Origin of the sequence: Halomonas sp. CSM-2 (assembly GCF_002119345.1) — a bacterium.
GTDB classification, from domain to species: domain Bacteria; phylum Pseudomonadota; class Gammaproteobacteria; order Pseudomonadales; family Halomonadaceae; genus Vreelandella; species Vreelandella janggokensis.
On sequence record NZ_NBYR01000015.1, the window covers coordinates 15,528 to 39,620 of the forward strand.

Annotated in this window: 20 protein-coding genes; 8 read left to right on the plus strand and 12 right to left on the minus strand. The window is 52.7% G+C overall.

The genetic code is table 11. The features are described 5' to 3' along the window. The first annotated feature begins 445 nt into the window (after positions 1–445). On the plus strand, positions 446–1,357 hold the full coding sequence (locus B7L15_RS13750) for a RepB family plasmid replication initiator protein (RefSeq protein WP_139839380.1): 912 nt from the start codon (positions 446–448) through the stop codon (positions 1,355–1,357). Positions 1,358–2,648: 1,291 nt separating this feature from the next. Here the strand turns inward: B7L15_RS13750 and B7L15_RS13755 are convergent. Beyond that, on the minus strand, positions 2,649–3,044 hold the full coding sequence (locus tag B7L15_RS13755; RefSeq protein WP_085919526.1) for a histone-like nucleoid-structuring protein, MvaT/MvaU family: 396 nt from the start codon (positions 3,042–3,044) through the stop codon (positions 2,649–2,651). Positions 3,045–3,340: 296 nt separating this feature from the next. Further along, positions 3,341–3,976: a histone-like nucleoid-structuring protein, MvaT/MvaU family gene (locus B7L15_RS19590; RefSeq protein WP_176243695.1), complete on the minus strand. Its 636-nt coding sequence runs from the start codon at positions 3,974–3,976 to the stop codon at positions 3,341–3,343. Positions 3,977–4,821: 845 nt separating this feature from the next. Between B7L15_RS19590 and B7L15_RS13770 the strand changes: the two genes are divergently transcribed. From B7L15_RS13770 to B7L15_RS13780, 3 genes are all read left to right on the plus strand, one after another. Further along, positions 4,822–5,796: a serine/threonine protein kinase gene (locus tag B7L15_RS13770; RefSeq protein ID WP_085919527.1), complete on the plus strand. Its 975-nt coding sequence runs from the start codon at positions 4,822–4,824 to the stop codon at positions 5,794–5,796. A 251-nt stretch (positions 5,797–6,047) separates the two neighbouring features. Further along, complete coding sequence (folE, locus tag B7L15_RS13775; RefSeq protein WP_085919528.1) at positions 6,048–6,599, plus strand: GTP cyclohydrolase I FolE; 552 nt, start codon at positions 6,048–6,050, stop codon at positions 6,597–6,599. Positions 6,600–6,706: 107 nt separating this feature from the next. Then, on the plus strand, positions 6,707–8,164 hold the full coding sequence (locus B7L15_RS13780; RefSeq protein ID WP_085919529.1) for an NAD-dependent succinate-semialdehyde dehydrogenase: 1,458 nt from the start codon (positions 6,707–6,709) through the stop codon (positions 8,162–8,164). An 87-nt stretch (positions 8,165–8,251) separates the two neighbouring features. Here the strand turns inward: B7L15_RS13780 and purH are convergent, their stop codons facing one another. The 8 genes from purH to ppa form a co-directional block, all read right to left on the minus strand. After that, the gene (gene purH / locus B7L15_RS13785) at positions 8,252–9,832 is read right to left on the minus strand and encodes a bifunctional phosphoribosylaminoimidazolecarboxamide formyltransferase/IMP cyclohydrolase (protein WP_085919530.1); all 1,581 of its coding nucleotides are present in this window, start codon (positions 9,830–9,832) and stop codon (positions 8,252–8,254) included. A 46-nt stretch (positions 9,833–9,878) separates the two neighbouring features. Further along, a complete protein-coding gene (gene fis / locus B7L15_RS13790; RefSeq protein WP_085919531.1) occupies positions 9,879–10,226 on the minus strand; it encodes a DNA-binding transcriptional regulator Fis in 348 nt (115 codons plus the stop codon). Continuing rightward, positions 10,223–11,260 (minus strand): tRNA dihydrouridine synthase DusB, encoded by a 1,038-nt coding sequence (gene dusB / locus B7L15_RS13795; protein ID WP_085919532.1) that lies wholly within the window; start codon positions 11,258–11,260, stop codon positions 10,223–10,225. The genes fis and dusB overlap by 4 nt, the downstream gene beginning before the upstream one ends. Positions 11,261–11,369: 109 nt before the next feature. Further along, positions 11,370–12,281: a 50S ribosomal protein L11 methyltransferase gene (prmA, locus tag B7L15_RS13800; protein ID WP_085919533.1), complete on the minus strand. Its 912-nt coding sequence runs from the start codon at positions 12,279–12,281 to the stop codon at positions 11,370–11,372. Positions 12,282–12,352: 71 nt separating this feature from the next. Then, positions 12,353–13,693 carry an acetyl-CoA carboxylase biotin carboxylase subunit gene (gene accC / locus B7L15_RS13805; RefSeq protein WP_085919534.1) on the minus strand — a complete coding sequence of 447 codons (1,341 nt, stop codon included), beginning with the start codon at positions 13,691–13,693 and terminating at the stop codon, positions 12,353–12,355. A gap of 30 nt (positions 13,694–13,723) precedes the next feature. Further along, positions 13,724–14,194: an acetyl-CoA carboxylase biotin carboxyl carrier protein gene (gene accB, locus B7L15_RS13810; RefSeq protein WP_085919535.1), complete on the minus strand. Its 471-nt coding sequence runs from the start codon at positions 14,192–14,194 to the stop codon at positions 13,724–13,726. A gap of 259 nt (positions 14,195–14,453) precedes the next feature. Beyond that, positions 14,454–16,379, minus strand: coding sequence for a protein-disulfide reductase DsbD (gene dsbD, locus B7L15_RS13815; RefSeq protein ID WP_085919536.1), 1,926 nt, complete (start codon positions 16,377–16,379; stop codon positions 14,454–14,456). A gap of 144 nt (positions 16,380–16,523) precedes the next feature. Continuing rightward, positions 16,524–17,054 (minus strand): inorganic diphosphatase, encoded by a 531-nt coding sequence (ppa, locus tag B7L15_RS13820; RefSeq protein WP_085919537.1) that lies wholly within the window; start codon positions 17,052–17,054, stop codon positions 16,524–16,526. A gap of 262 nt (positions 17,055–17,316) precedes the next feature. Between ppa and B7L15_RS13825 the strand changes: the two genes are divergently transcribed. Continuing rightward, positions 17,317–19,032, plus strand: coding sequence for a bifunctional protein-serine/threonine kinase/phosphatase (locus B7L15_RS13825; protein ID WP_085919637.1), 1,716 nt, complete (start codon positions 17,317–17,319; stop codon positions 19,030–19,032). A 93-nt stretch (positions 19,033–19,125) separates the two neighbouring features. Here the strand turns inward: B7L15_RS13825 and B7L15_RS13830 are convergent, their stop codons facing one another. Together B7L15_RS13830 and rnt are read right to left on the minus strand one after the other, a co-directional pair. Then, on the minus strand, positions 19,126–20,385 hold the full coding sequence (locus tag B7L15_RS13830; RefSeq protein ID WP_085919538.1) for a 6-phosphofructokinase: 1,260 nt from the start codon (positions 20,383–20,385) through the stop codon (positions 19,126–19,128). Positions 20,386–20,465: 80 nt separating this feature from the next. Next, complete coding sequence (gene rnt, locus B7L15_RS13835; protein WP_066320406.1) at positions 20,466–21,134, minus strand: ribonuclease T; 669 nt, start codon at positions 21,132–21,134, stop codon at positions 20,466–20,468. A gap of 191 nt (positions 21,135–21,325) precedes the next feature. Here rnt and B7L15_RS13840 point away from each other — a divergent pair, with 191 nt between their 5' ends. The 3 genes from B7L15_RS13840 to B7L15_RS13850 are packed head-to-tail and all read left to right on the plus strand — an operon-like array spanning position 21,326 to position 24,086. Further along, positions 21,326–22,546: an argininosuccinate synthase gene (locus tag B7L15_RS13840; protein ID WP_085919539.1), complete on the plus strand. Its 1,221-nt coding sequence runs from the start codon at positions 21,326–21,328 to the stop codon at positions 22,544–22,546. Positions 22,547–22,601: 55 nt separating this feature from the next. Next, complete coding sequence (locus tag B7L15_RS13845) at positions 22,602–22,925, plus strand: HlyU family transcriptional regulator (protein ID WP_085919540.1); 324 nt, start codon at positions 22,602–22,604, stop codon at positions 22,923–22,925. A gap of 33 nt (positions 22,926–22,958) precedes the next feature. Beyond that, entirely contained in the window at positions 22,959–24,086 is a 1,128-nt protein-coding gene (locus B7L15_RS13850; protein WP_085919541.1) for a DUF294 nucleotidyltransferase-like domain-containing protein, read from the plus strand. Positions 24,087–24,093 lie beyond the last annotated feature (7 nt).

Below are 24,093 nucleotides of genomic sequence, written 5' to 3' on the forward strand. Positions count from 1 at the left end.
TAAAATAATTGTGTTGATGGTAATTGTAGAGTGTTATCGCTGTGCCGAATAGAAAGATAGCAGTGCCCACCGCAACTTCGGTAAGCACTGCTTTCTTTATATCGTTCCTTCTTTTGATATCAAAATCCATTTTTCCCTTTTATTAAATAAAAAATATATTTTACCATGCTTTTTTCCAGTTTATATAAAATGAAAAAGATACCTATAATGTTGTAGTAGTATATCCAAAATAGTCTTTTAAATTTCAAAAAAAGATAAAAAGTCAAACTTTCTATCAAATATTTAATTGACTTATTAAATAATATATTATATAATAGTTATTACAGCTTAATACCAATAAGCCTATATACCAAAAGTGCTAGAAGATACGATGTTGTATAATTTAAAAAAATAAAAAGACTCAACAAGGAAGTTGAGGAAGAGAAAACAAAGGAAGGGGAATACAATGATTAAAGTTCAAAGAAAACAAAATACAAATTTTTTAATAGGTAATTATGCCAAACAAGAGAGGGCCAGTATGTTATCTGGAATAAGTTCACTATATATTACAGGAGAAAAACAAAGACCAACACTTTTTACTAAAAAAGTTGTAAATAGCTTATTGCATATCTTTTCAGCACGAGAAAAACCAACTCATAAAGATATGCTCTATTTGCAGGCGATATTAAGTGTTGCGGGTAATAGGTTAGCTAAGTATGGGGATGAAGTTATTGTAAATAAGGCTTTTGTTGATGAAGAGTCTAGAGAAGCTTTTAATAATTTTGCTGAAGATAATCCAGAAATAAGAAATTCTTTCGGATATGGTAGTCAAATAGAGTTTTATACATCTTACTATGAAATACTAATGAAAGCAGGACTAGGTGATAGCTTAAATAGTAGGAAAGCTCTAAAAAGATCTTTATTGAGGCTAGGTAGAATTACACACGAAATACATATTCCAGAGTTATATGAAAATGAAGAATTTGAAAAAGGACATAATGAATTGTTTTTAAAATACGATTATAATAATGAAAATGGAAAGTTAAAGTTAACCATAAATTCTATGTTTACAAATGCTTTAACAGCTCAGTTTACTTTAATAGATTTGTCAGTAAAAAAGAATTTCATACGAAATGAAAGAGCTTTAGCTCTCTACGATTTTATTATTGCAAGAGTAAATAGAGGCGAAGACCAGCATTTTAATTTAGATAGAGTGATTAAGGTTTTAGAAGAAAATACAGATGACATTGATAAGCATACTAGAAAGAAGTATAAAAAATTATTAGAAAAATTGAATGACTATGTAGATTGGAATATTCAAACGTATGGAGCAGGTGAGAAACTTGTATTCAATGTAGACTGGAAAATCAATAAATAGATTAAAAGCGGTAATGAGCAAAGCCACTAATGTAGTGGCTTTATTTGTTTCTATTACCCGACAAGCTGACCACCTTGGTATAAAAAAAGACCCGACAAGCTGACCACTTTCAAAAATTATATGCCTTAAATAACCGACAAGCTGACCACCTTTTTAAAAAAACTACCCGACAAGGTGACCACCTCCAAAGTTCTCTTTTATGTTTTATGTAATGTATTTCTTCGTTAAAAATAACATAATAAAATAAAGTCTTCTTATGAACTTATTATTTACTTAGGAAAAGCTTTGAGGCTGTTTTTTTCGTTCGTAAAATATATACCATTCTAAGAAGACCCTACAGACGATAAATTCTATTTCCAAAAAACCGTTCTGAAAGTGTTTTATTTTTAATACACAATTTCTGGCTCATAACTTTAGTCTACTTTTTGTCATGCTTAAAAAATATGTGACCGTCAAAGTGGCTACTTTGTTATCAGCTTATTGAATGGCGAACATATAAACAGTTACTACTAGCTAAACACTACAGCAATTCAATAATCTTATATTCAATATCTAGCGAGCTTGCGAGCGAAAAAGAGTATTTAATTATTCAGTATCTTTATTTTACTTTATCGCTTGAATGAGTATGTTTGGTTTGTTTCGCAAACTGGCTATTGAAGAAAGGAGTGATTAGTTTCTTTGGTCGATGAGTATTTTGTATTGAGGTTGTAGCTGTCTTGTTTTGGTTTGCTTCGCAAACGAGCTATTGAGTATAGGATTATTTTATTTCTTTAGAGGTAATGGCTTTAACTGTATGCCGTTCCATTTCTGTGATTAACTATGTGGCTCAATATGCCTTTCTAGGAGCTTTCACAGTGTAGGGTAGGGGTTGGCTAGGTTCTAGATTTAGGAAGCATACAGAAGCTTTTAGACGGCTTATGTTAGATATCTTATTTTCAACCTTTACTATATATGGAGCCGTTATTTAAATTATTAAAAATAATATTAAATGGAAATTTTTTTAATGACAGCAATATGATTATTTCAAACACTGTTAACAGTAGTAGCAATTTCAGTAATGTTGTTCAAATATCGAGAGGCAATATCGATCTTATCAAGCAGTATACAGATACCGATAGTTTGATTGTTGATATTGTGGCTACTGACACTAGTGGTAACACCGTTGCACAGCAGGACTCCTTAGCTCTATAAGCCACCAAGGAGGCATTCAAAGAGGTTTTAGGTAGTAGGATGCCAGAAACAATAAAGCCCGCTCAGAAGCGGGCTTTTCTTTGCTTACAAGAGGGGGAGCTTAAGCTTCTGTCTTCTTGTTATCAGCATCATCATTGATGAGCCAGCCCTCAACTACTTCAGCACCGTGTTCATCTTTGAGAGCTTTGAGCCCTTTATGATTTCCGCCACGAGTCTCAATCACTTCGCCCGTATGCGGATTTTTATAAACCTTCAGCTTACGGACCTTACGAGGCTTGGTGCTGGTTTGACCTTGTGACTGAAGGTATTTCTCAGGTGCGATAATTTGAAGAACCGTTTTTTCTGCTACACCGAATTCTGCCATCAAAGCTTCAAGTTTCTCTTTGAATTCCATTTCTTGCTTGAGTTCGGTGTCGCTCTCCATTGCAAGAAGTTCTTCCTGCAACTGCTTCATCATTCTTTCTGTTTCTTGATATTTTTTCAATCTAGAAGACATACTCTTTCCCTTGAATTCAATAATATTTTGTTGCGAACAGCCCGGATAATATCACCGAGATTTTAACGATGCAAATATTTTAAATTACAACTAGTAATTTTTAAATTAAATATAATCTACAACATCCATGATAATTTAAAATCAATAAATGGTTATTGAAAATAGGGTTCTCAGAAAGATTTTGTGAAATATATACGTTTTCATTTCAGCGATAAGGTGTAAGTGGTAGGTAGTAATAGGGCAGGGGATGCAACAAAGCCCGCACTATGTCGGGCTTTCATACGTCATCGTTGCTCTCAACGGTTGGCTTTTTTAGATGGCGGTGTGTATTGGAATTTTGGCTTGTTATTACCTAGTGGCTTTACAGGTAGCTCTCGCTTGGTAGCCTTAGTGTTAAGTGCCTTGTTAGGTTCAGTAGGGGTATCTTTCTTGGCCTCAACTGGATCTACCTTTTCTTCCTTGGGGGCTTCTTTAGGTGCTTCCTTTGGCTCTACCTTCACTTCTTCTTTCTCTTCTTCCTTCTCTACCTTTGGTTCTTCCTTCAGTGGTTGCTGTTTTGGCTCATTGTCATCAACCAACCAGCTATCGACGGTTTCATTACCATATTCTTTCTTCCAAGCTTTCAGCACACGATGGTTCATACCCTTAGTTTCTACCACTTCGCCAGTGTGAGGATTTTTAAACACTTTAAGCTTGCGAGGCTTGCGGGTTTTCTTTTGCTCCGAAGCTACAGCTTCTTCAGCGAATTTCTCAGGAACAAGAACCTGTAAGACCGACTCATTAGATAAGCCGTAATCTTCTGCCATTTTTTCCACGTTCTTTTTGAATTCAATGGCTTTTTTAAGATTTTCATCTTCTTTCAGAGAGTTCAATTCAACTTCAAGTTGCTTTAGTTGGTGCTCTTTTTTGAAGTAATAAGTTAGTGAGTTCATTTTTCATTCACCTTTACAGTTATATAGGTTGTGTTTGCTTCCGATGTTTAAATAATAGCACCCGGATTTATTCGCCGCAGCCCCCATAAACCATAAAAATATAACTTTTTTATTTAGCCTTTAGTTGAGCTCAATTATTTATTTTATTTTTCAATGGTTTTGGCGATACACCAATAAAAAGAAATGTTCCCCGTGCTAAATAACACCGAGTTAAGGAAGGCATAGGGTGAATAAAACTCTATTTTAATGCTGGGTTTCTATTAAGTATTTGAAAAATCAATATCTTTATTTAGTGTTTATATCTACTTTTCTAGATCTAGAAACACCAATCTAATAGAAGTGTTTGTTTATGAGCATTGAGCTGAGTAGGCCACCTTTGAGCAGGGTGGGGCTTTTACTTGTTTGAAAGCCCCTGTGAGCCATTCCAGGCTTCACCCTATGGCTCACCCTACCTATCACCCGAGAACCATCTAGAAGCCAGCACAGAACGGCATTCGCTTCATATCAATCACTCAATAGCCCGAGCGAAGCGAGACAGAAGGGGGGAGGGGCGATATAACATTTATAGACCACTTTATTCTTGATATAGAGCTAATCGTTCTATAAAGATCTCAGCCCGTACCGCTGTCTCAGTGAGACATACTATTAAGTTGTCTCTATAGTAGTGGTCATGGTTGTCACCACGGGGGCTACGGCCCATGCACTCGCTTTGGCATTGCGCCGGGCTGGAGCGCAGCGTGTTGATGTGTGGGCGGCGGCGCGCACACCTCTGGTGGTTGATGACGCCTGACAGCACGATGCCCTCGTCGATGATACGCTTTTACTGATTGATCCCTGGAGACACCATGACGCATGCTTTTCACCAGCTTTCTCCTGGCCTTGTGATGTCAGCGGTGGAGTCGTTGGATATATGGCCAACGTCGGAACCATTTGCGCTAAACAGCTATGAGAACCGCGTGATGATGTTCCGCGATGAGCAAGGCGGTCAATGGATTATCAAGTTCTATCGTCCAGAACGCTGGCAGGACGCCACTATCCAGGAAGAGCACGATTTTCTTGTCGAGCTTAGCCAGGCCGGAGTGCCGGTGGCCACTGTTTGGCGTGATCGTCGCGGGCAAAGCCTGCATCGCTATGAAGGGTATCGTTTTGCGTTATTCCGCCATTGCCCTGGACAGGCCCCCGAGTTGGACAATGATGCCCACCTTTTCGCGCTGGGTGAACTGATGGGGCAGTTGCACGAGGCGTCAAGCAAGGGCACTTTTATCCATCGTCCACGTCTGGAGTTAGTGGAAGGAGTGAAAGATGCTCAGCAACGGGTCTTCGATAGCCAGCGTTTGGATCGTTACCAGCGTCGGGGTTATGAAAGCGTCATTACCCGCATGCTGGAAGCGCTTCGTCCCTATCAATGGGGTGATGAAACAATGATACGTTGTCACGGTGACTGTCATTTGGGCAATATTCTGGGGCGCGATGAGCAGTTTTCACTGGTGGATTTTGATGATTGCCTGATGGCGCCAGCGATCCAGGATATCTGGATGCTGCTATCGGCGAATGAGCCCGTTGAGTGGCAGCGTCAGATGAGTGAGATTGTCGAAGGGTACGAAGAAACGCGGCCCTTTCCCCATCAGCAGATAGAGCTGATTGAACCACTGCGTGCCTACCGGTTGATAAGGCACAGCGCCTGGCTGGTCTCTCGCTGGCAAGACCCTGCCTTCCAGTTAGCGTTTCCCTGGGTCGCTGATAAAGGGTACTGGGATCAGCATATCCGGCAACTTGAGCAACAATTGCTAATACTAAAAAAGCCGCAGTGGTTGGCATAGTGTCTTTCTATCACGCGCATAGCGGGATGCCGGATCAAGCCAAGCTGCCACCCAGCGCTTAGGTGCGCTAAGATGCACGCTTTTATTGCGTTATGTTAATATTTTATTGTACATGCCTTACTTAAAGTATATTTTCTGTACATGGTTGTGTCTGGATTGCGTCCAATCATTGCCATGGCGGCCTATGGCCGACTCCTTTTAGCGCGATGGAGCCATATTGATCGTGCACGACATTTTTGACGAGGCTTACCATGACGGATGATATCGCCCAGTATTACCAACAGATCATCAGCGCACTTGGGGAAAATCCCGAGCGTGAAGGGCTCAGAGATACCCCTCTTCGCGCAGCAAAAGCAATGCAGTTCCTGACGCATGGCTATCATCAGTCGCTGGAGGAAATCGTCAACGGTGCCGTTTTTGAGTCGCAGACTGACGAAATGGTGCTGGTCAAGGATATCGAGCTGTATTCAATGTGCGAGCATCACCTGTTGCCTTTTATTGGTAAGTGTCACATCGCTTACCTGCCGAACGGTAACGTGTTGGGGCTCTCCAAATTTGCTCGTATCGTCGATATGTATGCCCGACGCATGCAGATTCAGGAGAACCTGACTCGGGAAATTGCCGAGGCAGTGCAGCAGGTCACCCAGGCGCGTGGGGTGGCCGTGGTAATTGAAGCGCGTCATCTTTGCATGATGATGCGTGGCGTCGAGAAACAAAACTCGAGTATGACGTCATCCGTCATGCTGGGCGATTTCCGGGCCAATCAGGCAACGCGTCAGGAGTTCTTGACGCTGGTCAATTAACCCTGTGCGACACGATACTGTATTACGGTTGGTCTGTTACCCTGTTTCGTCATAGCATGAATACGTTATTTTGCTGATGAGTCCCTTATCCGGGGCAGGAGTCTGTCATGGAAGCGCTTAAAGAGACACAGCTGTACTGTCCGTTTGCCTATATCGATGGAAGTTGGGTAGCGGCCGACAGCGGTGACCAGATCAACGTGCTTAACCCGGCCACCGGTGAGATAGTGGGCGATATGCCAAGGCTGGGGAAAGCGGAAACCGAACGGGCCATTGAAGCGGCTGATGCAGCACTTCCCGCGTGGCGCTCGCTGACTGCCCAGGAGCGGGCGGATTTGTTATTGAAGTGGCATGACCTGATGCTGGAACATCAGCACGATCTCGCCATGCTGATGACCCACGAGCAAGGCAAGCCACTGAAAGAGGCGGCGGGTGAAATTGCCTATGCGGCGAGCTTTCTTCGCTGGTTCGCTGAAGAAGCTCGGCGCGTCTACGGTGAAACCATTCCTGCCGCCAAGGCCAACCAGCGTATTGTGGTGACCAAACAGCCTGTTGGCGTTGTCGGTGCCATCACCCCCTGGAATTTCCCGGCGGCGATGATTACCCGTAAGGCGGGTGCTGCTCTGGCGGCTGGCTGTACCATTGTGGTCAAGCCAGCGAGCCAGACGCCGTTTTCGGCCACGGCCCTGGCCATGCTGGCGGAGCGTGCCGGTATTCCCCGCGGCGTTTTCAACGTTGTACCGGGGAGCGCTGCTGACATCGCCGAAGCGCTGACCCAGTCACCTAAAGTGCGCAAGATTACCTTTACCGGTTCGACCGAAGTTGGCCGCAAGCTGATGGCGCAGGCTTCCGAGCATGTGCAGAAAATATCGCTTGAGTTGGGCGGCAACGCTCCCTTTATCGTCTTTGAAGATGCCGATCTGGATGCGGCGGTTGACGGCGCCATGGCTGCCAAGTTTCGTAACGCAGGGCAAACATGCGTCTGCACCAACCGTTTTTTGGTCCAGTCCAGCGTCATCAATGCGTTTTGCGAAAAGCTCGCCGTGGCGATGAACAGCGAGCTGAATGTGGGCGATGGCACTCAGGAAAATATCAACATCGGGCCGTTGATTGACCAGAATGGCGTTCAGAAAGTCAGTGAGCACGTCCAGGACGCTGTCGACCATGGGGCAGAGCTGTTACTGGGCGGGTATCCGCACCCCTTGGGAGGTAACTTCTTCAGCCCAACCTTGATCAGCTTTGCCACGAATGAAATGAAAGTCGCCCATGAAGAGACCTTTGGCCCGCTGGCGGCTGTCTTTCCCTTCGATGACGAAGAGACGGCCATTGAAATGGCTAACGACACTCAATATGGGCTGGCGTCTTACTTCTATTCTCGTGATTTGTCGCGGGTCTGGCGGGTAGCTGAAGCGCTTGAATATGGCATGGTAGGCATTAATACCGGCCTGATTTCCAATGCAGCGGCGCCGTTCGGCGGTGTGAAAGCATCCGGCCTGGGACGCGAAGGGGGGCACCAGGGCTTGGAGGAATATCTGGAAACCAAGTATCTGTGTATTGATCTCAGTTAAACCCCGCTTTTCATTTTTCCTGAGCTGAAACAACCCTCACTGAACACGTCAATGAGGGTTGTTTGCTGTCGGGGACCCTAGTCTGGCTTAGTGGCGGAAATGACGCATGCCGGTAAACACCATGGCAATGCCGGCTTCATTGGCTGCATCGATCACTTCCTGATCGCGCATTGAGCCGCCCGGCTGAATGACGGCGGTGATACCTGCCGCCGCAGCGGCATCAATGCCGTCACGAAACGGGAAGAAAGCGTCCGACGCCATTACGGAACCCGGCACTGAGAGACCCTCGTCGGCCGCCTTGATGCCCGCAATCTTGGCGGAATAGACACGGCTCATCTGTCCCGCGCCAACGCCTATTGTCTGGCCACTGTGGGCGTACACGATGGCATTGGATTTAACGAACTTGGCGACCCTCCAGGCAAACGAGAGATCACGCAGTTCCTGCTCGGACGGAGCGCGCTCACTGACCACCGTCAGGGCATCACGCGTTACCATGCCGTCGTCACGCTCTTGAACCAGCAGGCCACCGTTAACCCGCTTGAAGTCGAAGGCGGGCTTGGTTTCGCTGGGCCAATGTGCGCTGACATCCAGTAGCCGGACATTCTTCTTCGCTGCCACAATGGAAGCGGCGTCGGCGCTGACGCCGGGGGCGATAATCACCTCTACAAATTGGCGATCGACGATTGCCCGGGCCGTGTCGGCATCGAGCGCCACATTGAAAGCGATAATGCCGCCAAACGCACTGGTAGGGTCGGTCGCAAAGGCTTTGTCGTAGGCTTCAAGGGCGGTGGCGCCAATCGCAACGCCGCAGGGGTTAGCGTGTTTGACGATAACGCAGGCGGTGTCATCGAATTCTTTGACACACTCAAAGGCAGCATCGGTATCGGCGACATTGTTGTACGACAGCGGCTTACCCTGCAGCATTGTTGCCGTCGCCACGCCGGGTTCGTTGGCTCCTTCCTCCACGTAAAAAGCAGCCTGCTGGTGCGGGTTTTCACCGTAGCGCATGGCCTGTTTCTTGTGCAGCTGCAGATTTAGCGTCCTTGGGAAATCGGCGTCTGTTGCCTCGACCTGGCGTCCCAGGTAGTTGGCAATGGCAGCGTCGTAGCCTGCGGTGTGTTCAAATGCTTTTACCGCGAGGTCGAAGCGGGTGGCTTCGCTGACATACCCCTCCTGAGCGGCGAGCTCACCCAGCACCCGGGGATAGTCGTCGGCGTTGACGACAATCGTCGTGTACGCGTGGTTCTTGGCGCAGGCGCGGACCATGGTCGGGCCACCGATATCGATATTTTCGATGGCGTCCTGCCGCGTGCAGTCCGGCTTGGCGACGGTGGCAGCAAAGGGGTAGAGGTTTACCACGACCATATCAATCGGGGTAATGTCGTTCTCCGCCATGACCGCGTCATCCTGGCCGCGGCGGGCGAGAATGCCGCCATGGATTTTGGGGTGCAGTGTCTTGACGCGGCCATCCATGATCTCGGGGAAGCCGGTGTGTTCGCTAACTTCCTTAACCGGAATCTGGTGTTCCTGTAGAAGGCGGAATGTGCCGCCCGTGGACAGAAGCTCCACGCCATGCTCGGACAAGCCGCGGGCAAATTCAACGATGCCGGTTTTATCAGAAACGCTCAAAAGGGCGCGGCGTACAGGGGTCGCAGTGCTATCAGCCATGAGGGTGCTCGTGTACAGAGTAGAGAATGAAAAGTCAATGACGCCCTCAGGGTGTTGGGGCGTCGCCTTCAATAAGTCCATAAAGCTTGAGTTTCTTGCGCAGCGTGCCACGGTTGAGGCCCAGTACATCCGCCGCACGGGTCTGATTCCCCTCGGTGTGCTCAAGCACGCAGGCGAGCAAAGGCGCCTCTACTTCGGCCATCACCATGGCATACAGGTCGCTCGCCTGACTGCCATCGAGATGCTCGAAGTAGCGACGCATCGCAGCTTCCACGGCCTCTCGAAGAGGCTGCGGCGGCATATTGGCCTCGGAGTCTGCCAGTGTGCCGTTGAGGCGCGTATGGCTGTCTGACGCGCTGTCGCTGGAAACAAGGTCAAGATCGCGTTCGGTCATGCTGCATAGCTTCCTTTGGCTAGCAGACGCTTGATGGCATCGGGTGCCATGGCGTCATTGATCCAGTTGACTTGTGTTTCGGTAGTGGCCAATCCGTTGAATTGTTGCTTTAAATCACGCCGCTGAGCTGGAGTGAAACGGGCATCTTCGCCCAGGTACCAGCCAAGGTGCTTACGCGCAATGCGCACGCCCATGGTGTCGCCATAAAAGCCATGAAGGGCGTTTAAATGATCAATGAGCACGCCGCGGCGCTCTTCCAGGCTGGGTTGAGCGCGGTGCTCACCATGTTCCAGAAAGTGCTGAATCTGATCAAAAATCCAGGGATTTCCCTGGGCGGCCCGTCCGACCATAACGGCGTCTGCTTGCGTGTAGTGCAGCACCTCTACCGCTTTTTCCGGGGTGGTGATGTCCCCGTTGGCAATCACCGGAATGCCCAGTCGTGACTTGATATCGGCAATGGTGTCGTACTCTGCCCATCCAGTATAGCGCTGCTCGCGATGTCGGCCATGAACTGCCAACGATTGAATGCCTGCTTGCTCTGCAAGACGCGCAATACGGACGCCGTTATTGGAGTCAGCACACCATCCAGTGCGAATTTTAAGGGTGACAGGAATATCGACGGCGTTGACGACGGCGTCAAGAATCTCGCCAACCAGTCTTTCGTCGCGAAGCAACGCTGAGCCTGCTGCCTTATTGCAGACTTTTTTGGCCGGACAGCCCATGTTGATGTCGATTACCTGTGCGCCAAGATCGGCATTGAGCCGGGCTGCCTGGGCGAGCATCTCGGCGTCGCCCCCGGCAATTTGCACAACCCTGGGGGCGGGTTCGCCACGATGATCCATGCGCAATTTTGATTTGCGTGTATGCCATAGATTGGGGTCGGCAGTGACCATCTCGCCAACTACCCAGCCTGCCCCGAGCCGTCGACACAGCTGGCGGAAAGGACGATCGGTCACCCCCGCCATGGGCGCTAATATGACCCGGTTCGGCAGGGCGTGTGGGCCGATCTTGAGTGGTGGTGTTGCTAGGGTCATGGCAGTTGGCGCTTTGATGTTGCGGTTAACGACCGTCAGGCCGCCCGAGGACGCGTATGATACGCTTACTCGACGGCGGGGTGAAGGCGGCCTGAGTGTCAGCGACAGATTAAATGAGGCGATGTCCGGTAAGGCGTACCCAGCCTTCCCGCATGACAGGCGCATCCATGCTGAGCCCCTGTTGCTGATAGGCCTGCATGACATCATCGGCCTGGTTGGCCAAAATGCCCGAAAGGGCAATGTGACCGCCAGGGGCAACGTGGCCAGCAACCGTTGATGCCATTTCGATCAGCGGACCCGCCAGAATATTGGCGGTGACAATCGGGTAGCGGCTTTTGACGAGTTGCTCAGGAAAGCAGAGTGCCAGTGCTGTTTCGTCGATATGATTACGCTCGGCGTTGTCACGACTGGCCTGCAGTGCCTGGGGGTCAATATCGGTACCATCGGCATGGGCCGCGCCGAGCTTTAATGCGGCAATGGCCAAAATGCCCGAACCACAGCCAATGTCCAGCACAGACTGGTCAGCGAGTTGCCCCTTGACTGCCAGGCTATCAAGCCATTCAAGGCACAAAGCCGTGGTCGGGTGGGTACCCGTACCAAACGCCAGGCCCGGGTCAAGGACCAGGTTGACGGCATCGGACTCGGGTGGTTCGTGCCAGCTTGGCACAATCCAGAGCCTTTCTCCCATACGTAGTGGCGTAAAGTCTTCCATCCACTCGCGTTCCCAATCGCGGTCTGCGAGTAGCTCATAGTCAATGGCCGGGCAGGGTTCGTCCGGTACCTGTTCCGACCAGGCGGCTTCGATGCGCGCAAGCATGGCGTCAATGCCCTCGAGGTCATCGTATAGCCCGGTGACGACAGTGTCCTGCCATAGAGGCGTTGTGCCGCGTTCGGGTTCGAATACCGGGTCATCCTGGGCGTCTTGAAGCCCAATTGCCGTCGCGCCTTCTTCAAGGAGTAATTCTTCCAGCAGTTCTGCCTGCTCGGGCGGGACGTGCGCTTTGAGTTGAAGCCAGGGCATTCCGGGTCTCCGCAGCAGCAAAAAAAGCGGGATGACGATGGCCATCCCGTGATGATCGATCTCAGCGTGTGTTAGCTGCTGAGTTTCTTTTCTAGATAGTGAATATTGACGCCACCCTGGCGGAAGTAGCTATCGCGCACCAGGTCTTTTTGCAGATCAATGTTGGTTTTGATGCCTTCAACCAATAGCTCATCCAGTGCGTTGCGCATGCGGGTGAGGGCAATTTCCCGGTCCTCTCCCCAGGTGATCAGCTTGCCGATCAGCGAGTCGTAATGGGGCGGGACGGTATAGCCGGTATACATGTGCGAGTCCATACGCACGCCAAGGCCACCTGGTGCGTGGTAAAGCGTTACCTTACCGGGTGACGGCATGAAGGTGCGCGCGTCTTCCGCGTTGATGCGGCATTCGAACGCGTGGCCGTTCAATACAACGTCTTCCTGGCGGATCGTCAGCGGCATGCCCGAGGCAATGCGCAGCTGTTCCTTGACAATATCCACGCCGGTCACCATCTCGGTGACAGGGTGTTCGACCTGGACGCGAGTGTTCATCTCGATAAAGAAGAAGTTGCCGTCTTCGTAGAGGAACTCGAAGGTACCCGCGCCCCGGTAGTTGATTTCCACGCATGCCTGGCGACACGCTTCCAGCACCTTGGCACGCGCGTCAGGGTCGATGCCGGGAGCTGGCGCTTCCTCGAGGACTTTCTGGTGGCGACGCTGCAACGAGCAGTCACGGTCAAAGAGGTGAATGGCATTGCCCTGGCCGTCGGCGAGTACCTGAACTTCCACATGGCGGGGGTTTTCGAGAAACTTCTCCATGTAGACGGTGCCATCGCCAAACGAGGAGTGGGCCTCGGTGCGGGTGACGGTAATCGCGGAAAGCAGGTGGCCCTCGGTATGCACGACACGCATACCGCGCCCGCCACCACCGGCTGCTGCCTTGATGATAACCGGATAGCCGATGCGCCGTGCGGTCGCAAGGTTGGTTTCATCATCATCGCCAAGTGGGCCGTCCGAGCCTGGAACCGTGGGGACGCCAGCCGCTTTCATTGACTCGATGGCGCTGACTTTATCGCCCATCAGGCGAATGGTTTCAGCGCGGGGGCCGATAAACGTAAAGCCTGAGCGTTCTACCTGTTCGGCAAAGTTGGCGTTTTCGGATAAAAAGCCATAGCCGGGATGAATGGCGCTGGAATCGGTCACTTCCGCTGCGCTGATCAATGCCGGAATATTAAGATAGGACTGAGCAGAGGAGGCCGGACCGATACATACCGCCTCGTCGGCTAGGCGTACGTGCATGAGTTCGCGGTCCGCCTTGGAATGAACCGCCACGGTCTTGATGCCTAGCTCTTTACAGGCCCGGAGGATACGTAGGGCAATCTCGCCGCGGTTGGCGATAAGTACCTTGTCGAGCATGGGAGAGTCCACCCGTATTGAAATGAAGGATTAAGCGATGACGATCATTGGCTGATCGAATTCCACCGGCTCACCGTCTTCTACCAGAATGGCTTCCACCACGCCGTCACGGTCGGCTTCAATTTGGTTCATCATCTTCATGGCTTCCACGATACACACCGTATCGCCTTGCTTGACCGTATCGCCGACTTCAACAAAGGATTTGGCGCCAGGCGCGGGGCTGCGATAGAAGGTACCGACCATCGGCGAGTTGATGGCTTCGCCGCGATAGCTGTTGCCTGGAGCGGGCTCTTCTTCAGGCGTTGCGGCGTTAGTCGCAGGCGCAGCAGGTTGCTGTTGAGGGGCAGGCTGAGCGTACTGGGGCATTGACTGCGGGTGCCAGGTGCCCCCATTGGGATGACGACTGATGCGAACCGACTCTTCGCCTTCCTGGATTTCAATCTCGCTAATATTGGATTCTTCAAGCAGTTCAATCAGTTTTTTGACTTTACGGATATCCATTACCTAGCCCCATCACTATCGTTGAGAGTGGTGTGTTCATCACGCGTCAATAGCGCAGTAAACCAAATTATAAAATGTAGAGAACGCCGCATGATGACGAACGTTACCCTTTTTTACTGCTTATAAAAGCAGAAGTTCAATCAATATGGTGGCGAAGTGTGCCGAAAAACGTTATCGATGTCCAGTTATCACATGCTTGGCACATAAGGCTGTTCTTAAACGGTCGTTTGACGGCGTTCGCGACAGGACGCCTCAATATCTAACCGTTGCCTGCCTGGCGACTCTCTTCCCAGCGCGCCAATTCGCGCAGGTGCTGGGCAAAGTCGGCGGCGTTGATATCACCCTGTATGCGCGCTGCACGGACCTCCTGACCATTCTGGAAAAAGAGCAGGCTGGGTGGGCCAAAAAGCTGGTAGCGGTTCAATAGTTGCCGACTTTGCTCATTGGTATCGGTGACATCGACGGCAATGCGCTCAAAGCCTGAAAGTTGCTCAATGACATCGGGGTCAGTATAGACCTTGCGCTCCAACTGGCGACATGAGATGCACCAGTCAGCCGTAAAATGAACGAAGACGGGTTTGCCCTTTGTCTCAGCTGTGTCGATGGCGCTGTTGAGTGCTGGCAAGCTGTCCAAATGCTGAAAAGCCAATGGTGCTTGAGCGTCGCTTTTGTTGGTCGTCTGGATGTTTAGCGGGCGCAGCGGATTATGCGAGCCCAAGGCAGCGCCAAGGGTAAGGGCGATGCCCCAGGTCAGCAGGATAAGGCCCAGCGTTTGACGCGCTTTAGCCCAGCCCGATGGCGTATGGGTTTGCAAGGCGCCCAGTGTCAGGGCGGTGCCAATGGCAAGCCCCGCCCAGAGCAGCAGGGCAATTGACGGTGCTATCAGGCGTTCTACCATCCAGATTGCCACCCCGAACAGCAATAGCCCAAAAGCCATTTTGACCCCGTTAAGCCATGCGCCGGAACGTGGCAGCAGAGTGGCGCCGAAGGTGCCGACCAGCAATAGCGGCACGCCCATCCCCATGCCCAGTGCAAATAGCATGGCACCTCCCGTCAGCGCATCACCGGTGGTGGAAATGATCACCAGTGCCCCGGCCAAGGGTGCCGTTACACAGGGAGACACCACCAGGACCGAGAGTGCACCTGCCAGTGCCAGGCCAGCCGGGCCGCTGCGTTGTGCTCGTGTCTGCCAGGCATCGACGCGTTGCGCCAGGCGTGGTGAAAGGCGTAAATCAAAGGTGCCAAGCATTGCCATGCCAAACACGCTGAACAGAATGGCAAAGGAGATCAGTACCGGCGCGGACTGGAGCTGTGCCTGGAGGTTGAGACCGGCCCCAAAGAGGCCCATCAGCACACCCGCGCCAGCGTAGGTAATGGCCATACCCAGTACATAGCTGGCCGACAGCATGAACGCACGGGGACGTGAGGGCTGTTGACCGATGATGATCGAAGACAGGATGGGCACCATCGGCAATACGCAGGGTGTGAATGTCAGTCCGATGCCGGCCAGGAAGAAAAGCCCTAGTGCCAGCGGCAGGCTGGCATCGGTCATCAGTTGGCTGAAGCGGCTGTCCTCGCTTTGTGGCGCGCCAAGGGTTGCAGCGCTGTCGTTCAATGCCACCGTCGAGTCGGCAGACGTTGCCGCATCGGTGGCGTTATTCGACGCGTCCGCCGGCGATGCGGGAGGCGTTTCGTCGGCGTTCGCTCCGGTCTCCCAGTCGGCATATGCGCGTGGCGGTTGGCTCTCGGTAGCCTTCAGTGCGATGGTTTCCGGCGGGTAACAAAGCCCGGCATCGGCGCAGCCCTGGAAGGTGAAGTCGACATCCAGCGGACCTGAAAAGTCACTTTCCAACGGCGCTTCCATGACCACTTGGTCGCGGAAAATATAGACGTCACCCATGAATTCATCATGGGTGAAGGTACCCTCGGGCAGTTCGGCCATACCCAGGCGAACCTTGTTTGTCAGGCTTTCCACGGCAAACTGGTGCCGGTAGAGGTAATACCCGTCAGCGACTTCGACGCCCACGAAGAGCGTGTCGCCGTCATGCCAGGCGGTGGGTTGAAAGGCTTCCAGGACGGGTAGAAAGTCGTCGTTCTGATCGCTTGAAGAGAACCACTGCGCCTGGGCAAATAGTGGTAGCGTGCCGAGCAGAAGCAACAGACCTAAACGTCGAATCGTGTGCAAAATGTGTCCTTGGTCGATAACGTCATATCAGCAGCTAGCATAACGCAACGTGGCGCGCTGGCAACGGGCTTCAGGGAGAATGCTGACCGTCAACGAAACGGGGCCACCCGAAGGTGGCCCCGTTCATCACGTGCGCTGAGGCGCTTAGGCTTTTTGGTAGGCCGCTGCCGATTTTTCAATGGCTTTGCGTGCCGCATCGACACCTTCCCAGGACTCGACTTTAACCCATTTGCCTTTTTCCAGATCTTTATAATTCTCGAAGAAGTGGGCAATTTGCTGACGCAGCAATTCGGGCAGGTCGGTGACTTCCTGAACGTCGTCATAGAGCGAGCTAAGCTTGGGGTGCGGGACACATACCAGCTTGGCGTCTTCCCCGGCTTCATCAGTCATGTTCAGGATGCCGACGGGGCGTGCACGAATGATACTGCCGGGCTGCACCGGATGTGGAGTGACGACAAGTGCGTCCAGCGGGTCGCCATCGTCGGCCAAGGTGTGGGGAATAAAACCGTAGTTGGCCGGGTAGAACATGGGAGTGGCCATAAAGCGGTCGACCAGCAGGGCCCCCATGTCCTTATCGATCTCGTATTTGATCGGCGCATGATTGGCAGGAATTTCAATCGCCACATACAAGTCGTTGGGCAGATCCTTACCAGCGGGGATGTTGTCGAAGTTCATCGTTAATTCCTTGGTCGTACAATGGCTAGGCAATCGAAGTTGCTGTATGAATAACACCGGATTATACGAACATGGCCGCAAGATTACCAATGCGACATAGGTGTTGCGACGACAAAGCGTTTGCCATCCTGCGATCGGACTGCACGGCAAGCTTGATAAGGTCACGACGTTTGGCGAGCATCGTTCAGTATCTCCAGTGTGTATCATAGGAAGTCCTAGACAGTGATGTCAGTTGCCAATGCTGTATGCTCAGGAGGATGACTTGGCCCATGCCCAATTGCTGATCAGTTACGGTCAGGCATTTGTTGCCCCGGATCGGCGCCTGCACCGCAGCTCCATGTCGGTACGCTTCCCCGAGCCGCCTTTGCTCAAGGCTAAAGGGAGTTGCGCGGTCATTAGCGACTCGCTGGCGCGCAATACCCTGGCCAAACAGGCAGGCGATTTAAGCGTAAGGGGGTTTTTAGCCGATTATTTTTCAACACCTGATCACTGGGATGTAAAAACCTCGGCGACGCGTGTACTAAGAGCGCTCAACAGCTGGTGTTATGGTCAAAGCCAGCATGTGCAGAATGGCAGCTTCGTATCATCGCTGTCGGCCTTGATCTTCCGTGAACGCGATGCCCACCTGTTCCATATGGGTGACACCCTGGTGTTTCGCCTGAGAGGGGCCGAGTTTGAACAACTGACCCGTGACCACGTCACGGACCTTGGGGGGTATCGCTATCCATCACGGGCGCTGGGTATGGATGGCAGTCTGGATATTGACTACTCCCATCTGCCCATGAAGCAGGGCGACCTTTTCCTGTTTACGACCCAGGCCGTGGGGGGCACCTTGCTGCCTTCCGACTACGTGCGACTGATCCGCCAGGATGCCAGCGATCTGGATGCGGCCTGTGAACGCCTTGCCAATGAAGCGAAACAACGCGCTCAGGATCGCGGCTATGGGGGTGACCAGTTCTGTTTCCAGTTGGTACGCATCGATGAACTGCCTGAAGAAAGCAGCGACCATCCCGGTCAGTTATATGGCGAATTGCCGATACCGCCTGAACTGGCCCCCGGGGCGAGACTGGATGGCCTGGAGGTGCTGGCGGTGTTGTCGCGTACGGCCCAGTCACGCATATACCGTGTGCGCGATGTCTACTCAGAGCGGGAAATGGTCATGAAGGCGCCCAGCCCGGAGCTTTCGCTGCGTAATGCCTATCTAGAGCACTTTCTGCTCCAGCAGTGGGTGGTAGAGCGGGTCAACTCGCCGTTCGTGGTCAAGGTTGTTGAGCCGTCACGGCCGCGGCGTTACCTTTACTATCTGATGCAGCATGTTGAAGGCGAGACGCTGCGTCAGTGGGCCGAGCGCCATCCCCAGGCAAACCTGTCCCAGCGGCTGGATATCGCCAATCAGTTGGGCAAAGCGGTTCAGGCATTGCACCATCGCGACATCCTGCATCAGCAAGTCAATCCCGATAATATTCTGATCGACCCGCACGGGAAGGTCGTCCTGGCCGACTTCAGTGCCTGCCACATGCGCGAGGTTGACGGCCATCGCCATTCAGGCGAGCTGTTAAGGCAAGTGGGCTTCAATGAGCACACGGCCCCCGAGTATGCCCTCGGGGACAGCGTCGGGCGGCGCAGCGACCAATACTCGCTGGCGTCGACCGTATATTGGTTGTTGACGGGCGAACTGCCTTACAGCCTGACGCCTAACCGGCTGCGCAGTCATACCGACCTGGAAGGGCTGAGCTACCGCAATGCACGCACCACTAATCCGGAAATATCGCCGGAGCTTGATGAGGCCTTGCGGCGCGCATTGGACCCTCAACGATCACTGCGTTTCAGGCGGTTATCCGAGTTTCTGCATGCCTTGCGGCTGCCATTGGGTAAACGGACACCGGGCGAGAAAGAACGCAAAGAGCCACGCCATTTCTGGCAGGGTGTTGCCGGTATTCTGCTCTTGCTGCTTGTGTTGTCCTGGCTGTTGCGTTAGTGCTCGCTCTTTGCCGTTGAGCTGACAAAAAGCCCGGGCGTCGTGGAGACGCCCGGGCTTTTTGTGTATCAACCTACAGGTATCAGCGAACGGTTAAAGCGTGAACACAGGCAGCTTGCGTTCTACCTTGGCCAGTTTCAGCTTGGCCACTTTCGGCAGGCCGTTTTCAAACGGTGGGAAATCTTCGCCCTGAATCAGCGGTGAAAGATAGTCGCGACACGTGTCGGTAATGTCGAAGCCTTCCTCGCTGATGAAGTCGCGGGGCATGAACTTTTCCTGATTAGCCACCTGGGAGAGCGGGGCAGAGATAACATCCCACTGATAAGGTGACTGAGAAATACGGCGAATCGCTGGCATCATGGCGTTCTTGCCCGCCAGTGCCAGTGATACCGCTTCGCGACCTACCGCGTAGGCCTGTTCTACATCGGTTTTAGACGCCAGGTGACGGGCAGCGCGCTGCAGGTAATCCGCAACGGCCCAGTGGTATTTGTACCCCAGATCCTGCTTGATCATGCCTGCCAGCGTAGGGGCAACGCCGCCCAGTTGGCGGTGGCCAAAAGCGTCGGTGTTGCCCGCATCGGCCAGGAAGGTGCCGTCTTCGTAGCGTGCCCCTTCCGACACCACGATAACGCAGTAGCCATTCTGCTTGACGCTTTGCTCGACCCTTTCCATGACCGCTTTGCGGTTGAAAGGAATTTCCGGGAATACAATCAGATGGGGGGGGGCACCAGCACCTTCACCGGCTAACCCGCCTGCCGCCGCGATCCAGCCAGCGTGGCGACCCATCACTTCAAGTACAAACACCTTGGTCGATGTGGCGCACATTGAGGCGATATCCAACGACGTCTCAAGAGTTGAGGTGGCGATGTACTTCGCCACACTGCCAAACCCTGGGCTGTTGTCGGTAACCGGCAGGTCGTTATCGACGGTTTTGGGTACATGAATCGCGGTCAGCGGATAGCCAAGCTTTTCGGAAAGCTGTGAGACCTTTAAGCAGGTGTCGGCGCTGTCACCCCCGCCATTATAAAAGAAATAGCGGATATCGTGGGCCTTGAAGACCTCGATCAGGCGCTCGTATTGGGCGCGGTGGGTATCGATATCCTTAAGCTTGTAGCGGCAAGAGCCAAACGCACCCCCCGGGGTGTGGCGCAAGGCCGCGATGGCGTCGTCGCTTTCCTGGGTGACATCGATGAGGTCTTCCGTCAGGGCTCCAATAATGCCGTTATGACCGGCATAGACCTTGCCAATCTGGTCGGGGGCTTGTCGGCAAGCTTCGATGACGCCGCAAGCGCTGGCATTGATCACAGCGGTGACACCGCCTGATTGGGCGTAGAAGGCATTATACTGAGCCATGGAAACGTCTCATCTCCTGAAAGTCGGAAAGCGTAATAAGTGGGCGAAGTTTAGCGTAAAGCGCTAAGGCCTGCATACGGCTAGTCGCCGCTATCCAGAGCCTGTTCGCGTTGGGCCAACTGCCAGCCGCCTAAATCCTTGTAGCGGTTGACCATGGCGCAGAACAGCTCTGCTGTGCGTTCGGTATCGTAGCGTGCCGAGTGAGCCGCTTTGTTATCAAATTCGATACCCGCTGCCTGGCAGGCGCGCGCCAGAACGGTCTGGCCATAGACCAATCCCGCCAGGGTCGCTGTATCGAAGCTGGAAAAAGGGTGAAAGGGGTTGCGCTTGACACCGCAGCGGTTGGCAGCCGCATTTAAAAAACCATGGTCGAATGCCGCGTTATGGCCGACCAGGATAGCCCGCGAACAGCCGTGGGCTTTAATCGATTTGCGAATAGGACGAAAAATTTCGCCCAAGGCTTCTTCTTCACTCAGCGCGACCTGCTGACGTAAGGGGTCATCCAGATTGATGCCGGTGAAATCCAGCGCGGACTGCTCAACGTTAGCCCCCTCAAACGGCTGAATATGGTAGGCATGAGTGGCATCGGGCAAAAGGTTGCCTTCTGGGTCCATTGTCAGGGTAACGGCAGCAATTTCCAGCAAGGCGTCGCCTTGTGCATTGAAGCCGCCGGTCTCTAAATCAACGACAACGGGCAGGTAACTGCGAAAACGTTGGGCCATTAATTCGCGGGCAATCGCCTCGCTCATGCAGCTCTCCTTAGTCTGCGAGTAATCGGTTAGCGCTTTTCGTGGATGATTCTAGCAGTTTCCTTTTAAGGCGTCGTTGGCGGTATTCGCTGAGCACTGAGAACGCTATACTTGGTGACTGGTGTTTTTCAACGTAAGCCATTCCGCGATTAGCGAGTCTGGCGCGCAATTGTTCAGAAAAGGAGTCAAGAATGTCCGATGTCAAAAAGGTTGTGCTGGCATACTCAGGCGGCCTGGACACATCCGTTATCGTTAAGTGGTTGCAAGAAACCTACAACTGCGAGGTGGTGACATTTACCGCCGACATCGGTCAAGGCGAAGAGGTTGAGCCAGCGCGCGCCAAGGCAGAGGCGTTGGGCGTCAAAGAAATCTACATTGAAGACCTGCGCGAAGAGTTTGTGCGTGATTTTGTCTACCCAATGTTTCGCGCCAACACCATCTATGAAGGCGAATATCTGCTGGGTACCTCCATCGCCCGCCCGTTGATCGCCAAACGCCTGATCGATATTGCCAACGAGACCGGTGCCGATGCGATCTCCCATGGCGCGACCGGCAAGGGCAACGACCAGGTACGCTTCGAACTCGGCGGTTATGCGCTTAAGCCTGGTGTGAAGGTGATCGCACCGTGGCGTGAGTGGGATCTCACTTCGCGTGAAAAGTTGATGGCGTACTGCGAAGAGCACAACATTCCCGTCGACTTTTCCAGTAAAAAGAAAAAATCGCCTTATTCCATGGATGCCAACCTGCTGCATATTTCTTACGAAGGCGGCATTCTGGAAGATCCGTGGGCGGAAGCCGAAGAAGACATGTGGCGCTGGAGTGTCTCGCCGGAAGCGGCGCCTGATCAGCCGACTTACGTGGAACTCACGTTCGAGAAAGGCGATATCGTGGCGATTGATGGTGACGCCCTCAAACCCCATGAAGTGCTTGAAAAGCTCAATAAGCTGGGTGGCGATAACGGCATCGGCCGTCTGGATATCGTAGAAAACCGCTACGTGGGCATGAAATCGCGTGGCTGCTACGAAACCCCGGGGGGCAGCATCATGCTGCGTGCCCATCGGGCGATCGAGTCGTTGACCCTGGACCGCGAAGAAGCCCATCTCAAAGACCAGTTGATGCCGAAGTACGCTGAAGTCATCTACAACGGCTACTGGTGGAGCCCTGAGCGTCGCATGCTTCAGGCGGCGATCGATGAAACCCAGCACAATGTTTCGGGTGTTGTGCGCATGAAGCTCTACAAGGGCAATGCCATCGTGGTGGGCCGTCAGTCAGAGCAGTCGCTGTTTGATGAGTCGATTGCCACCTTTGAAGACGACGCCGGTGCTTACGATCAAAAAGACGCTGAAGGCTTTATCAAGCTGAACGCGCTGCGTCTGCGGATTGCGGCGGGTAAAGGTCGTCAACAGAGCTAACGGGCTGGTTGGGCGGCAAGTGTGGCTTGCCGCCTGCCGGACGCGAGGAGTCAAAATGTTAAAAAAATTACTCTCAGGTTTGTTGGGTGGCGGTCAGGAAGGCGCCACGGGTAAAACCCAGTCGGCCGACCCCGTCGAATATAAAGGCTACATGATCACCTCTCAGCCCGATAACCAGAGTGGCCAGTATCGGGTGAGCGGTTTGATCAGCCGTCCTCAGGGCGAGGGCGAGGATCTTGAGCACCGCTTTGAGCGTTCGGACATGTTGCCCAGCCGCGATGCCTGCGACGCCATGATGATCACCAAAGCCCAGCGCTACATTGATGAAGTGGGCGACGACATGTTCAAGCCCGACCCACGCCACGAAGGTGGCCGGTGACGGAGAGGCGGCTGTAACGTTAAGGAGAGGCGTATGCGGGTTGTCCACCAAGCCTCACCCTGGCGCTCCCTGTTTACTGATGACGGGACGCTCAAGCTATCGGCGCTCACCGCGCCGTTGAGCCACCTTTCAACCCATCTTTCTTCGCCGCTTACCTCGTTAGCCGATGCGCATGCGTGGCAGCTGTCCCTGGCTGAATCACTGGTTCGCTACGATCTGCCAGCCTGGCGCATTAGTGAGGTGATCAGTGACCATAACGCCATGCTTTACCGCCAGGCGATTTCGCTATCGCTTGACGAAATGCGCGCACAAGGCTGGGGGGAACCGCCAGTCGACTACTGCGTCCTGCTGTTAGGCTCTGCAGCGCGCTACGAGAGTTTACTGGGTCCCGACCAGGATAACGCACTGATTATTGACGACTATCCCGACCATCGACACGTCGAGATCGACGGCTACTTTCAAGCATTAGGCGAGCGGTTTACCAATCGCCTGGACGAGGCAGGTATACCACTGTGCCGAGGCCACGTGATGGCGCGCTGGCCGATGTGGCGCAAGCGGTTGAGCGAATGGCGCGCGCAGCTGTCAATCTGGAGTGCCGACCGGCGGGTAAAACGGGTACAGCAGACTAATATTCTGCTTGATTTTTCACCGGTTGCGGGCAATCCCGCGCTGGCAGAACAACTGGCTGAAAGCATCGCGGCGACGTTGCCCAAGGCCTCCCTGTTCATGCACGAGATGGCCGCATTGCTTGACGAGCTGCCGGTGGCGCTGGATCGCTTCGGGCGGATCGCCTCAAGCCCCGGTCTTGCGGCACCCCACGAGCAGGCTGTCAACCTGAAACAGCAGGGGTTAATGCCGCTGATCAGTGCCGTGCGCTTGCTTTGTGTTCGCCACCAACGCCATGAAATAGGCACTCGGGAACGGCTGGTTGCGCTCAGCCATGCCGCAGAGGTGCTGACAGCGTCGCAATCAGACATGCTCCTGGCAGCCTTTGAGCGCTTACAGCAGCGATTACTGGATCAGCAGCGATACAACAAGGCGGGCGGCCATGTTGCTGACGGGTGGATTGATGGGCACCGTCTGCGCGAAGATGAGCAACTGCTGTTAAAGTTCGACCTCCAGCAGATCAAGGCGTTTGTAAAGCAGGTGAGAGCGGCCTAGCAAGCGG